The organism is Cupriavidus campinensis, assembly GCF_905397395.1.
In the GTDB taxonomy this organism is placed as follows: Bacteria; Pseudomonadota; Gammaproteobacteria; order Burkholderiales; family Burkholderiaceae; genus Cupriavidus; species Cupriavidus campinensis.
The window spans coordinates 1-14243 of sequence record NZ_CAJPVH010000086.1 but is presented as its reverse complement, the minus strand read 5'-3'; the positions used below and the strand labels follow the sequence as shown (position 1 = coordinate 14243).

11 protein-coding genes are annotated in these 14243 nt (G+C 66.3%); 8 read left to right on the top strand and 3 right to left on the bottom strand.

Annotated elements, in window-relative coordinates:
- The first annotated feature begins 292 nt into the window (after positions 1 to 292).
- Positions 293 to 1198, top strand: coding sequence for a DUF3047 domain-containing protein (locus KHO18_RS26525; RefSeq protein WP_377731954.1), 906 nt, complete (start codon positions 293 to 295; stop codon positions 1196 to 1198).
- A gap of 7 nt (positions 1199 to 1205) precedes the next feature.
- Here the strand turns inward: KHO18_RS26525 and KHO18_RS26520 are convergent, their stop codons facing one another.
- Positions 1206 to 2264: a DUF2891 domain-containing protein gene (locus KHO18_RS26520; protein ID WP_211944179.1), complete on the bottom strand. Its 1059-nt coding sequence runs from the start codon at positions 2262 to 2264 to the stop codon at positions 1206 to 1208.
- Between the two features lie 42 nt (positions 2265 to 2306).
- The gene (locus tag KHO18_RS26515; protein ID WP_144201211.1) at positions 2307 to 3500 is read right to left on the bottom strand and encodes a M20 aminoacylase family protein; all 1194 of its coding nucleotides are present in this window, start codon (positions 3498 to 3500) and stop codon (positions 2307 to 2309) included.
- Between the two features lie 322 nt (positions 3501 to 3822).
- Between KHO18_RS26515 and KHO18_RS26510 the strand changes: the two genes are divergently transcribed.
- From KHO18_RS26510 to KHO18_RS26490, 5 genes are all read left to right on the top strand, one after another.
- A complete protein-coding gene (locus KHO18_RS26510) occupies positions 3823 to 5442 on the top strand; it encodes an ABC transporter substrate-binding protein (RefSeq protein ID WP_377731957.1) in 1620 nt (539 codons plus the stop codon).
- A 102-nt stretch (positions 5443 to 5544) separates the two neighbouring features.
- Positions 5545 to 6522 (top strand): ABC transporter permease, encoded by a 978-nt coding sequence (locus KHO18_RS26505; RefSeq protein ID WP_144201213.1) that lies wholly within the window; start codon positions 5545 to 5547, stop codon positions 6520 to 6522.
- Positions 6523 to 6525: 3 nt separating this feature from the next.
- Entirely contained in the window at positions 6526 to 7464 is a 939-nt protein-coding gene (locus tag KHO18_RS26500; protein WP_144201215.1) for an ABC transporter permease, read from the top strand.
- A gap of 16 nt (positions 7465 to 7480) precedes the next feature.
- Positions 7481 to 8479, top strand: a complete 999-nt coding sequence (locus tag KHO18_RS26495) for an ABC transporter ATP-binding protein (RefSeq protein ID WP_144201217.1) — start codon at positions 7481 to 7483, stop codon at positions 8477 to 8479.
- Entirely contained in the window at positions 8476 to 9540 is a 1065-nt protein-coding gene (locus KHO18_RS26490) for an ABC transporter ATP-binding protein (protein WP_144201219.1), read from the top strand. Before KHO18_RS26495 ends, KHO18_RS26490 begins: the two co-directional genes overlap by 4 nt.
- Before the next feature lie 44 nt (positions 9541 to 9584).
- On the opposite strand, the gene KHO18_RS26485 is transcribed toward KHO18_RS26490, so the two are convergent.
- Complete coding sequence (locus KHO18_RS26485) at positions 9585 to 10772, bottom strand: ABC transporter substrate-binding protein (RefSeq protein ID WP_144201221.1); 1188 nt, start codon at positions 10770 to 10772, stop codon at positions 9585 to 9587.
- Positions 10773 to 11073: 301 nt separating this feature from the next.
- On the opposite strand from KHO18_RS26485, the gene KHO18_RS26480 reads away from it, so the two are divergent.
- Positions 11074 to 13182, top strand: coding sequence for a molybdopterin-containing oxidoreductase family protein (locus KHO18_RS26480; protein ID WP_144201223.1), 2109 nt, complete (start codon positions 11074 to 11076; stop codon positions 13180 to 13182).
- A partial coding sequence (locus tag KHO18_RS26475; RefSeq protein WP_211944178.1) for an aminopeptidase occupies positions 13179 to 14243 on the top strand: 1065 nt, incomplete at its 3' end. The genes KHO18_RS26480 and KHO18_RS26475, both read left to right, overlap by 4 nt.

The window sequence follows — 14243 nt, the reverse complement described above, 5'->3', positions numbered from 1 at the left end:
TGCGGACTACCCGTGTGAAAGTAGGTCATCGCCAGGCTCTTATACCCAAAACCCCCAGCCCCAAAAGGCTGGGGGTTTTGCTTTTGCGGCGCCAGATTGATGTTGCCGCCGCGAAGTCCTCGTCATTTCCGCGTTGTATCGCTGTTGTTTTCAGGGTACCGGAGTATTCCTGCGCGGATTTCGATCTGATATGTTCCCTACAAGCGCCGGGTCTAGGCGCGATGCAGCGACGAGAAATTGGGTTTTGGGGGGTTACATGGCGGCCACGAAGTTATGGCCCGCGCTTGCCAGCATGGCAAGCGTGTTGTTGTTGGCGGGATGTGCATCGAGCGGGGGGAATCCTCCCATCGATCCGACGAAAATGGTCCCAGTGGCCGAAGTGGATTGCAAGACGTTCGCGGTGAAAGCCGGCATGAAGTCTGCTGTTCACGTCGATGCACTGGAGGCGGCGAATATCGCGACCGTACTGGCCACGCAGCGGAATGCCGATGCTGAGGCCGGCGGCGACCCCGAAGGTGAGGGCGAAAGCAGTACTGCCGCGCCTGTGGCACTACCTGAGCTTCCCCCATTCTCAGCATCCGCGTCGCTCGCGAATCTTCCTGCGGGCTGGCAGCCCTGGACCATCAACCGCAACAAGACTCCCACGCGCTATACGCTGACCGAAATGGATCAACGCCTGGTGCTGCATGCCCAGGCCGAAAGCTCCGCATCGGGACTCTACGTGCCACTGACACAGCGCGACCCTGGCATGCTTCGCTGGATGTGGAAGACCCGTGACGTCATCCGTAGCGCCGACAACGCGATGGGCCAGCGCGAAGACGCGCCGCTGCGCATCTTCGTCGCCTTCGATGGCGACATGGCCAAACTGCCACTGCGGGACCAGCTTATGTACGAGATGGCCCGCATCACCACCGGCCGCGAGATGCCGTATGCCACGCTGATGTACATCTGGGGCGGTCGGCGTCCCGCGGGCGCCGTGTTGAACAACCCCCATACCGATCGCGTCCGCATGATCGTGGTCGATTCCGGCACGCGCCATGCCAACAGCTGGCGTTGCCATGAGCGGGATCTGCGCGCCGACTACCGCAAGGCGTTTGGGACCGATCCTGGCAAGGTTATCGCCGTAGGGCTGATGACTGATACGGACAATACCAAGAGCCGCGCCGAGTCCTGGTACGGTGATATTGTCCTCGATTGACCCGGGACTAGTTCGGGTCGAGTGAACATGCGGCGGCCTGGCTTGGCGCCGTGTCCTCGAGCGCGAGCAGGGCGAACGTCGCCAGCCAATGGGTGGCAACATAGTGGCCGCCCACCGCCTGCGGAAGCGACGCTTCCAGGTGATCGGACCACGCCCGCACCGCCAGCGGCTGGAGCGTCGGGGGCAGGGCGGGGCCCAGCAGCCGCCAACACCATGCACGAGACAGGTTCAGGCCGTCCAGGTGCGACATCTTCGGGTCCGTGCGATCCGCCACCGTCACCGGCGTCAGCCAGGTCGCCAGCTCGGCCTGCCCCGGCGAGAATATCTCCCACCAGTCGCCGAACGAGCAGTCGTCGTCGGTCACCTGCTGCATCAGAACCGCTTCGATCAATCCACCCGACAGGAACTCGTCGCCGCCCGGTTCGTAGCGGGCGGGATACCGCTGGTCGTGTCCGAACCAGCGATGTGCGCGTCGGACGATCGCCTTGCGCAGCGCCAGATGCTGCGTGCTTCGCGCAAAATGCAACGCCATCACCAGTGCGAACGCGCTGTTGAAATGGGTGCCGGTCCGTACCGGGAAATCGGCGATTTCGATGGTATCGATGAGGCGCAGCGCAAGGTGATCGGCCAGCGGCGCGCAAGCCGCGGCCCATCGCGCCGCCTGTGGGTCGCCGGCGCCCAGCAGCGTCAGTTCCGACTGGAGCCTTAGCACCCACGCCCAGCCATATGGGCGCTCGAACGTCCGCGAACCTGGACGTTCGAAGTAAGCCAGTTCCGTCGCCAACGCCTCGGGCCGCAGTTGCGCGTCGAGCGTCTGCCGGATTTGCGGCGCGATCGGCAGGCCCGGGCGCGTCGCCAGCAGTCGCACCAGCAGCCAATGCATGTGCACCGACGAATGCCAGTCGTAGCTGCCATAGAAGACCGGATGCGCCACCGCCGGCTCGGCAAGATCGCCGGCGCGTGTCATCAGGTGGTCTAGCTTGTACGGATAGGGACGGACGATGTTATCCAGCGCCACCCGGGCGAAGCCTTCCGCCGTGTTGTCGTCCAACAGCGTATGCGGCATCGCCGGTCTTTCCTATGAGCGGATTCTGAAAAGTTGCTAGCCTCAGGCGGCCGCGAGCCATTTCTCCACGAGTTTCACGAAGAACGTCGAGCCCACAGGCAGCAATTCGTCGTTGAAGTCGTAGCTGGGGTTGTGCAGCATGCACGGTCCCATGCCATGGCCGGCCTCGCGGTGCTTGCCCTCGCCATTGCCGATGAACAGGTAGCAGCCGGGCTTTTCCTGGAGCATGAACGAGAAGTCCTCGGCGCCCATGGTCGGCTCGATGTTGCCGTCCACATGATCCGCGCCCACCACCTCGCTGGCCACGCCAACCGCGAACTCCGCCTCGGCGGCGCTGTTGATCGTCGGCGGGTAGTTGCGGCGGAATTCGAACTCGATGGTGCAGTCGAACGCAGACGCCACCGCGCGCGACACCTCTTCCATGCGCCGCTCGATCAGGTCGAGCACCGGCACCGTGAAAGTCCGCACCGTGCCGCCGATCCATGCCTGGTCCGGCACGATGTTGGTGGCGTCTCCGGCGTGGAACTGGGTCACCGAGATCACCGCGGTGTCGATCGGCCGCTTGTTGCGCGTGATGATGCCCTGCAGGGCCGAGACGATCTGCGTGCCCGCGAAGACCGGGTCGAAACCGTTGTGCGGCATGGCTGCGTGCGCGCCCTTGCCCTTCACGACGATGCGGAATTCATTGCTCGATGCCATCAGCGGGCCGGCCGTGGTGCCGAACGAGCCCACCGGCATGCCCGGCCAGTTGTGCATGCCAAACACGGCGTCGCACGGAAAACGCTTGAACAGGCCATCCTTGATCATCTCGCGCGCGCCGCCGCCGCCTTCCTCGGCCGGCTGGAAGATCAGGTTCACGGTGCCGTCGAAATTGCGGTGCTCGGCCAGGTAACGCGCCGCGCCCAGCAGCATCGCCGTGTGGCCGTCATGGCCGCAGGCGTGCATCTTGCCGTCGTGTTGCGAGCGATGGCCGAAGGTATTGGCTTCCTGCAGCGGCAGCGCGTCCATGTCGGCGCGCAGGCCGATCGAGCGGCCGCTGCTGCCGTTGCGGATCACGCCGACGAGCCCCGTCGTGCCAAGCCCGCGATGGACCTCGATGCCCCACGATTCCAAGCTTTTTGCGACCAGATTGGCGGTGCGCTGTTCTTCGAAGCAGAGTTCGGGATGGGCGTGGATGTCGCGGCGGAGGGTGCGGATTTCGGCTTGCGCCTGGAGGATTTCTGGGATGAGCTTCATGGTGCCGTACCGGGCAGTGGGATACCCCGATCATACCTGTCCGCCCGCAAAGCGCCAAAGACGCCCCTCGGCGCTACTTGGCGCCCCGACTTGGCGCAGTGCAGCACGGCATCTCCTGTCACCCCGCACCCCCCGCCGGGTGGGTTTCCCCGCATGGCGCAGGCGTTCCACTGCTGGAACAGTTCATGCTTGAAGTGCCTGGCCGGTCGCGCCCGGGTCCGCGATGCAGAATGGACCGCACCAAAATGCGGCGATTTCTTATTGCGCCGGCGACGACTGCTCCTTATTGTCATTTCAGACTTCCCACAGGGAGAAACGCGCGATGTCCCTTCGCACTGTCAACAAGGTCAAGATCGCCATGGGCAAGACGGTCGGCAACGCCGCCGCCGCCGTGCTGCTGGCGGGCGCCCTCGGCCTTGGCCTGGCCGCGCCCGCCCAGGCGGCCGACCTGAAGATCGCCATGAGTTCGCCGCCGACCTCGATGGATCCGCATTTCTATAACCTGTTCTCGAACATCAACGTGTCCGAACACGTGTTCGACTCGCTGGTGAAGCTCGACCCGGACAGCCGCATCATTCCGGGCCTGGCCGAGTCCTGGAAGCTCGTGAACAACCTCACGTGGGAATTCAAGATCCGCAAGGGCGTGAAGTGGCACGACGGCACCGAACTGACCACCGAGGACGTGGTCTGGTCGCTCGACCGCCCCGCCACGATCCTGAACAGCCCGGGCAAGTTCGACGTCTATACCAAGGCGATCATCAACAAGAAGGTGATCGACAAGTACACGATCCAGCTGACCACCAACCAGCCGTATCCGTTGATGCTGAACGACCTGACGTCGATCTTCATGGTGCAGAAGAAGGCCACGCAGGGCCTGACGTCCGACGACTTCGCGCAGGGCAAGGGCATGGTCGGCACCGGCCCGTTCAAGTTCGTGAGCTACGCCCGCGACGACCGGGTCGAACTGGTCAAGAACCCGGACTACTGGGGGCCGAAGCCGGCCTGGGACAAGGTCACGCTGCGCTTCATCCCGAACCCGGCCACGCGCCTCGCCGCGCTGCTGTCCGGGGACGTCCAGGCCATCGAGAACGTGCCCACCCCGGACCTGCCCAAGGTGCGCCAGGACCCGAAGCTGTCGTTCTTCAGCAAGATCTCGCACCGCGTGATCTACCTGTATTTCGATGCCAAGCGCGACAAGTCGCCGTATGTCACCACCAAGGACGGCCAGCCGATGGATAAGAATCCGCTCAAGGATGCGCGCGTGCGGAACGCCATCAGCATGGCCATCAACCGGCAGGGCATCAAGGACCGGCTGATGGAAGGGCTGTCCGAGCCGACCAACAACCTTGTGCCGCCGACGCTGTTTGGCTACAACCCGGCCCTGAAGACGGTGAAATACGATCCCGAGGGCGCCAAGAAGCTGCTCGCGGAGGCGGGCTACCCGAACGGCTTTGGCGTCACGCTGCACACGCCGAACAACCGTTACGTCAACGATGAGAAGATTGCCCAGACCATCGCCCAGAACCTGACGCGGATTGGCATTGCCACCAAGGTGGAAGGCATGCCGATGGCCACTTATTCGTCGAAGGGCATCAAGCACGAGTGGTCGTTCGGCCTGCTGGGCTGGGGCGCCCAGACCGGTGAAGTCAGCTCGCCGCTGCGTGCGCTGCTTGCCTGCGAGGACTCGAAGAAGGGCTTCGGCACGACCAACTGGGGCGAGTACTGCAATCCGAAAATGGACGTCATCCTGGAGAAGGCGTTGGCCACGGTGGATGACACCGAGCGGTCCAAGCTGCTGCAGGAGGCTACCGCCATTGCCATCAACGACGGCGGCATCATCCCGATCCACCAGCAAGTGACCACGTGGGCCACGCAGAAGGGCATCACCTACGTGCCGCGTACCGACGAGCGCACTTATGCGCACAACTTCAAGCCGCAATAAGTCGGCTGGGGTCAATCGGCTGCACTAAGCTAGCAGCGGATGCCGTCGCGCAACGGTCCCTGACCTGGGGACCGTTGCCGGCGAAAGGATAGTGTCTCCAACATGCTGGTCTTCATCATCCGGCGCCTGATGCAGAGCGTGGTTGTGCTCCTCGTCATGTCGCTGCTCGTCTTTCTTGGCGTTTTTGCGATCGGCAACCCGGTCGATATCCTCATCAGTCCGCAGGCGGACCAGGAGGACATCAAGCGCACCATCGCCGCGCTCGGGCTCGACAAGCCGCTCTGGGAACAGTACTGGATCTTTCTGCAGAACGCCTTGCACGGCAACCTCGGCACGTCGTTCGCGCATGGCACGCCGGCGCTGAAGCTGATCTTCGAACGCATGCCGGCGACCATGGAACTGGCCATTACGGCCATCCTGCTGGCCATCGTTCTCGGCATTCCGCTAGGTCTCTGGGCCGGGCTCCGGCCCACCGGCGTGGCTGGAAAGTCGATCATGACGATATCGATCCTGGGCTTCTCGCTACCCACGTTCTGGGTCGGCCTGATGCTGATCATGGTGTTCGCGGTGCAGTTGGGCTGGCTGCCGTCGAATGGCCGGGGCGAGACCGTGCGGGTGCTGGGTATTCCGCTCAGCTTCCTGACCGTGGATGGCATCCGCCACCTGATCCTGCCGGCGGTCACGCTGTCGCTGCTGAACATCGCCATGGTGATCCGGCTTACGCGCGCCGGCACGCAGGAGGCCATGCTGCAGGACTACGTGAAGTTCGCGCGGGCCAAGGGCTTGTCCAACTCCCGCATCGTCGGGGTGCACGTCCTTAAGAATATTCTGATCCCGATCGTGACCGTGATTGCGCTCCAGTTCGGCTCGATCATCGCGTTCGCCATCGTGACCGAGTCGATTTTCGCCTGGCCCGGCATGGGCAAGCTCATCATCGACTCGATCCAGCTGCTGGACCGCCCGGTGATCGTGGCCTACCTGATGGTGATTGTGACGCTGTTCATCCTGATCAACCTCGTGGTGGACATCGTCTACAGCATGCTCGATCCGCGCGTGCGCATTGCTGACAACAAGGGCTGAGCCATGAGCGCGAGCACTGTACCGACCCAAACCAAGGAAACGGCCAGCCCGGCCGTGCCGGCGAGGGAGCAGACGCCGTTCCGCCGCTTCGCCCGGCAGTTCCTGGAGAGCAAGCTGGCCGTGGTGGGGCTGGTGACGCTCGGCCTCATCATCCTGATTGCGATCTTCGCGCCATGGCTGGCGCCCCAGAACCCGTACGACCTGGCCACGCTGGACGTGCTCGACGCGCGCATGGCCCCGGGCGAGCAGGCCGGCAGCGGCATGACGTTCCTGCTGGGTTCGGACGAGCAGGGGCGCGACATCCTCTCCGCCGTAATGTACGGCCTGCGCATCAGCATCGGCGTGGGCGTGCTCAGCACGGTGATCGCGCTGCTGCTGGGCGCCACGCTCGGCTTGCTGGCCGGCTTCCTCGGCGGCCGCACCGAGGCGTTAATCATGCGCGTGGCCGATCTCCAGCTGTCGTTTCCGCCGATCCTGCTGGCGCTGATCCTGCTGGCCTTCCTGCGGCCGGGCCTCGGCAACATCGTCATCGCGCTGGTGGCGGTGCAATGGGCCTACTACGCGCGCACCACCCGCAGCGCGGCGCTGGTGGAGCGGCGCAAGGAGTACATCGAGGCCGCCACCTGCCTGGGCCTGCCGCCGGGGCGCATCATGTTCCGCCACCTGCTGCCGAACTGCCTGCCGCCGCTGATCGTGATCGCCGCGCTGCAGGTGGCGTCGGCCATCACGCTGGAGGCCACGCTGTCCTTCCTCGGGCTTGGCGTGCCGGTCACGGAGCCGTCGCTGGGCTCGCTGATCTCGAACGGCCAGCAATACATGCTGTCCGGCAAGTACTGGATCAGCTTCTTCCCGGGCATCGCGCTGGTGGTGACCATCGTGTCGATGAACCTCGTGGCTGACCAGTTGCGCGACGTGCTGAACCCGCGCCTGCAAACGCAATGACCCCCCAGGAGCGCGCATGAGCCAACCCACCCTGGTGGTCGAACACCTGAAAACGCAGTTCTTCACGCGCGCCGGCGTGGCCAAGGCCGTGGACGACGTGTCGTTCTCGGTCAACCGCGGCGAGATCATGGGCCTGGTCGGGGAGTCCGGCTCGGGCAAGTCGATGACCGGCTACTCGATCATGGGCCTGATCGATGCGCCCGGCAAAGTGGTCGACGGCCGGATCGCGCTGACCAGCCGCGACGGTGTGACGCGCGACCTCCGCGCGCTCACCCCCGCCCAGCAGCGCGACGTGCGCGGCAACCGCATCGCGATGATTTTCCAGGACCCGATGATGACGCTGAACCCGGTCCTGCGCATTGACACGCAGATGATCGAGGCCGTGCGCGCGCACGACAACGTCAGCAAGCCGGTCGCCCGCGAGCGGGCGCGCAATGCGCTGGCCCGCGTCGGCATTCCCTCGCCGGACGAGCGCCTGACCGCCTACCCGCACCAGTTCTCGGGCGGCATGCGCCAGCGCGTGGCCATTGCCATCGCGCTGCTCAACAAGCCGGACCTGATCATTGCCGACGAGCCGACCACGGCGCTGGACGTGACCATCCAGGGCCAGATCCTCTATGAGATGCAGACGCTGTGCCGCGAATCGGGCACCGCGCTGATCTGGATCACGCACGACCTGTCCGTGGTGGCCGGTCTCGCGGACAAGGTCTGCGTGATGTACGCCGGCAAGATCGTGGAATCGGGCGATGTGCGCCAGGTGCTGGAGCATCCCGAGCACCCGTACACGCACGGGCTGATCGGTTCGGCGCCGTCACGCAACCCGCGCGGCACGCCGCTGCGGCAGATTCCGGGCATGACGCCGTCGTTGCTGAACCTGCCGGCCGGATGCTCGTTCCGCGAGCGCTGCCCCTACGCGACCGACATCTGCAAGACCGAACCGCCGCTCGGCACCTCGCCAGACGGCCGGGAGCTGCGCTGCTTCCACCCGGTACTTGCCCAGCAGGAGGCCGCATGAGCCAGTCCGTGATCGATACCCCGGCGAGTGCTGCCAACGCCACGCAGGCTGAGCCCGCCACGCCCCCCGCGCCGCTGCTGGAGCTGCGCGCGGTGTCCAAGCGCTTCGTCAAGACGCTCGACGTGGCGGCCAAGATCGCCAATCTCTTCGGCGCAAAGCAGCGCGTGGAGGTGGTGCATGCGGTGGATCGCGTGGACCTGGCGATCCGCGCGGGCGAGGTGGTCGGGCTGGTGGGCGAGTCCGGCTGCGGCAAGTCCACGCTGGGCCGCATGGCGGTGGGGCTCCATTCGCTGACCGAGGGGGAGCGATTCTGGCGCGGCGTGGATCTGGACCGCCTGCCGCCGGACAAGCGCCGCGAGAAGCAGCTCGCCATCCAGATGATTTTCCAGGACCCGTATGCGTCCCTGAACCCCCGGCTGCGCGTGCTCGATATTGTCGGCGAGGCCCCCGTGGTGCACGGCATGGTCGAGAAGGGCGCCCAGAAGACCTACGTGGAAGACATGCTCGTGCGCGTGGGCATGGACCCCACCGTGCTGCGCCGCTTTCCGCATCAGTTCTCGGGCGGGCAGCGGGCGCGCATCGGCATCGCCCGGGCGCTGGCGGTCAAGCCGGAATTCCTGGTCTGCGACGAATCGGTGGCGGCGCTCGATGTCTCGATCCAGGCCCAGGTCCTGAACCTGTTCATGCGCCTGCGGGAAGAGCTGAACCTGACCTACCTGTTCATCAGCCATGACCTGGGCGTGGTCAAGCACATCAGCGACCGCGTGGTCATCATGTATCTGGGGAGGGTGGTGGAGTCGGCCCCCACCGAAGACGTGTTCGCGGCGCCGAACCACCCGTACACGCAGGCGCTGCTGGCCGAGGCGCCCAAGCTGGAGGTGGGCAAGAAGACCTATGTGGCGATCCGGGGCGAGATCCCGTCGCCGCTGAACCCGCCGTTGGGCTGCCACTTCCACCCGCGCTGCCCGCACGCGATGCCGCGTTGCCGGGAGGAACAGCCGATGCTGAAGGAGATTGCGCCGCTACGCTTCTCGGCGTGCCATCTGAACGATATGGCTTGAAATGGGAGTCTCCCCTCTCCCGCCTGCGGGAGAGGGGAGGAAAACTAGCGAATCACCACGCCGCGCGAATTGATGATCGTCATTTCGACGAATTTCGATCCCACGTGGTTGTCGGGCGAGTACTGGACGATGAAGCCGCCCAGATCCACATTGCGCATGCTTTCCACGGCGGTGATGAACTTCTCGCGCGTGACATCGCGCCCGGTGCGGCGCAGCCCTTCCACGAACGCCTTGGCGGCGATGAAGCCCTCGATACTGGCGTAGTCGAACTCGTTCTGCTTGCCGGACGCCTGCAGCAGGCGCAGGTACTCGCGCACCACCGGCAGCGTGGCGTTGCCGGGGTGCGGCATCACCTGCGAGATGATCACGCCGCTGCCCTGCGGGCCCACTTCCTTGGCCAGCGCCTGGGTGCCGACGAAGGACACGTTGTAGAACTGGCCGCTGTAGCCGCGCCGCAGCGCTTCCTTCACGAACGCGCCCACGGTGCGGTAGGCGCTGATCAGTACGATGGCGTCCGGGCTGGCCTTCATGGCGCCCTGCATCGCGTCGCCGATCTCCACCGTGTTGCGGATCACCGACTCCTGGGCGACCAGTTTCACGCCGCTGTCGGCCGGGAGCGACTTGATCGCCTGCTCCACCCCGGCGATGCCGGCCTTGCCGTAGGCGTCGTCGTTGTAGACCACGGCCACGCGCTTCAGGCCCGTGGTGCGGATCTGGCGCACGATGGCGGCGGTTTCCTCGTCGTAGCCGGCGCGCACGTGGAAGACGTAGCGGCTGCGCGGGTCGCGCAGCGACTGCGCACCCGTGAACGGGGCGAAGAACGGCACGCGCGCCTGGTTGGCCAGCGGCACGGCGGCCTGGCTGGTCGGCGTGCCCACGTAGCCGAACAGCGCGAAGACGCGGTCTTCCTCGATCAGCTTTTTGGTGTTCTTGATGGCATCGTCCGGCTCGTAGGCATCGTCCAGCGCCTTGAGTTCGATCTTGCGGCCGAACACGCCGCCTTGCTGGTTGATGTAGTCGAAATACAGCCGCGCGCCCGAGTTCATCTGCTTGCCGAGCACCGCCGTGGAGCCGGTCAGCGCGGCGGACTGGCCGAGCAGGATGGTGTCGGCCGTGACGCCGGTCTCGGCGGCCGTGGTGTTGGCCGCGCTTGCCGCGCCGGATGCAACGACGGCGCATGCCGCCAGCAGGCCGGCAAAGCGCCGGCGCGTGACCCCAGAATGCAAAACCATGTGAATCCCCGTCAAAAAATCCAAAGTGTTCTTGTGCTTCTGTACCCCGCGGCCCCCGCCCGGTCTGTTGCCTGTGAGGGGGTCCCGGCACGGTGGCCGGACGGTCGGGCGGGTTTGCCCGGCAGCGCCGGAACATCATAATCGAATACAATCGGAGCCAAACAATTTCTCCCGGTTCGGGACTTTCCGGCGAGGCGCTTGCGCCACAGTCATGCCCGCAGACATGACGGCCGCCAGGCCCGTTCCGCCGCCAGAATCCATCCGCCCCCAGGCCACCCGCCGCCCCACGTCCGACACCACCATGGCCACCCGTATCGTCCGCGCCGCCTGCCCCCACGATTGCCCCGACACCTGTGCGCTGCTCGTCACCGTCGAGGACGGCCGCGCCATCAAGGTGGCCGGTGACCCCGACCACCCGGCCACCCAGGGCGTGCTGTGCACCAAGGTGTCCCGCTATACGGAACGCACCTATCACCCTGACCGGCTGCTGACGCCGCTGCGCCGCGTCGGCAAGAAGGGGGAGGGCAAGTTCGCGCCGATTTCCTGGGACGAGGCGCTCGACGAGGTGGCCCGCCGCCTCGGCGCCATCGCCGCGCGCGACCCACAGGCCATCATCCCCTACAGCTACGCCGGCACCATGGGGCTGGTGCAGGGCGAAAGCATGGCCGCGCGCTTCTTCCACAAGCTCGGGGCCTCGCTGCTGGACCGGACGATCTGTGCCAGCGCGGGCGCCACGGCGCTGCGCTATACCTATGGCGCCAGCGTGGGCATGGACATGGAATATGTGGCCGATGCCAAGCTGGTCATCATCTGGGGCGGCAACCCGATCGCCTCGAACCTCCATTTCTGGACCCGCGCCCAGGAAGCCAAGCGCCGCGGCGCGACGCTGGTCGCCATCGACCCGTACCGCTCGCTGACGGCCGAGAAGTGCCATCGCCACATCGCGCCGATGCCCGGCACCGACGGCGCGCTGGCGCTGGCGATCATGCACGTGCTGATCCGCGACGACCTGCTCGACCACGACTACATCGAACGGCACACGATCGGCTTCGCCGCGCTGCGCGAGCGGGCGATGGAATTCCCGCCGGCCCGCGCCGCCGAGATCTGCGGCGTGCCGGTGGATGACATCGAATGGATCGCCGGCCTCTACGGCCAGCTGGCGGTGCGTGAGCGCCAGCCGGTGGCCATCCGCCTGAACTACGGCATGCAGCGCGCCCACGGCGGCGGCCAGGCCGTGCGCGCGGTGGCGAGCCTGCCGTCGCTGGTCGGCGCCTGGCGCCACCCGGCGGGCGGCTTGCAGCTGTCGACCTCGGGTTTCTTCCCGATCGACAACGCCGCGCTCCAGCGGCCGGACCTGCTGCCGAACTGGCCGCAGGTGCCGCGCACCGTGAACATGAGCACGATCGGCGATGCGCTGCTCGACGACGGTACCGGCGACCAGGGCCCGAAGATCGAAGCCGTGGTGGTTTACAACAGCAACCCGGTGGCCGTGGCGCCGGAGTCGGCCAAGGTGGCGGCCGGCTTCGCGCGTGAGGATCTGTTTACCGTGGTGCTCGAGCACTTCCGCACCGATACGGCGGACTACGCCGATATCGTGCTGCCGGCCACGACCCAGCTCGAGCATGTGGACGTCCACAAGGCCTATGGCCACACCTACTTCCTGGCCAACAACCAGGCCGTGGCGCCGATGGGCCAGGCGCTGCCGAACACCGAGATCTTCCGTCGGCTGGCCGCGCGCATGGGCTTTACCGAGCCGTGTTTTGCCGACAGCGACGAGGCCATCGCCGCGCAGGCCATCCTGCGCCAGGACAAGCGGGCCGAGGGCATCAGCTGGGATTCGCTGCGCGAGCAGGGCTGGCAGAAGCTGAACCTGCCGGCCGCGCCGTTCGCCGAGGGCGGCTTCCCCACGGCATCGGGCAAATGCGAGTTTTACTCCGAGGCGATGGCCCGCGACGGCCTCGATCCGGTGCCGGCCTATGTCCCGCCTTACGAGGCGCCGGCTTCGGCGCCCGAGCTGGCCGCCCGCTATCCGCTGGCGATGATCTCGCCGCCGGCTCGCAATTTCCTCAATAGCTCGTTCGTGAACGTGGACAGCCTGCGCGCCACGGAGGGGGAGCCCCACCTGGACATCCATCCGCTGGACGCCGCCGCGCGCGGCATCGTCCACGGCACCATGGTCCGCGCCTTCAACGACCGCGGCAGCATGCTCGCCCGTGCCCGCGTGACGGACCGCGCACGGCAGGGCCTGGTGGTGGGTTTGTCGATCTGGTGGAAGAAGCTGGCCTCCGATGGCAAGAACGCCAACGAACTGACCAGCCAGCGCCTGACCGACCTGGGCCGCGCGCCGGTGTTCTACGACTGCCTGGTCGAGGTGGCGCCCGCGCCGGCCGAGGAGGCCGTGGCGTCATGACGCGCTGGCCGGCCCGCTGGCGCGTGGCGGGCACCCTGGTGGTGCTGGCCGTCGCGGCGCTGGCGGCCGGCTGCGACACGCTCGGCTATTACTATCAGTCGGTCGGCGGCCATCTGGGCGTGATGGCCCGCGCCGAGTCGCTCGACGACGCCATCGACGCCGCCCGCAACGCCAACGACACCCGGCTGGCCCAGCGGCTCACGCTGGCACGGCAGATGCGCGACTACGCCTCGCGCGAGCTGAAGCTGCCGGACAACGGCAGTTATCGCCGCTACGCCAACCTGCATCGGCCCTATGTGGTGTGGAGCGTGTTCGCCACGCCGGAATTGTCGATGGAGCTGCGCAAGTGGTGCTTCCCGATCGTCGGCTGCATCTCGTATCGCGGTTATTACGATCCCCAGGACGCCGAGCACTACGCGAAGGATCTGCGCCGGGAGGGCTTCGAGACCTACGTGGCCGGCATCCCGGCCTATTCGACGCTCGGTTATTTCGACGATCCGCTACTCAACACCTTCGTCTACCAGCCCGAGGGCGAACTGGCCCGGCTGATCTTCCACGAACTGGCCCATCAGGTGGTCTACGTGCGCAACGACACCGCGTTCAACGAGTCGTTCGCCACCGCCGTGGAGACGGCCGGGGTGGAGCAATGGCTGGCGCAGGCCGCCTCGGCGGACGCCCGCGCCAGCTACCAGATCTACGACAGCCGCCGCCGCGACTTCCGCGCCATGCTGCTGCACACGCGCGACAAGCTCGTGGCGCTGTACCGCGCCCCGCTGGACGAGGAGGCCAAGCGCCAGGGCAAGGCACGGATCTTCTCCGAACTGCGCGAAGACTACGCGCAGAAGCGCGCCGCGTGGGGCAACTACAGCGGCTACGACCGCTGGTTCGACCAGCCGCTGACCAACGCCCACCTGGCCGCCGTGGCCACCTACCAGCAATGGGTGCCCGCCTTCACGGCGCTGCTGGCCAGGTCGGGCGGCGACTGGACCCGGTTCTACGCCGAGGCGCGCCGCCTGGGCGACCTCCCGCCGGCCGAGCGCGACGCCGCGCTGCGCCGGCTG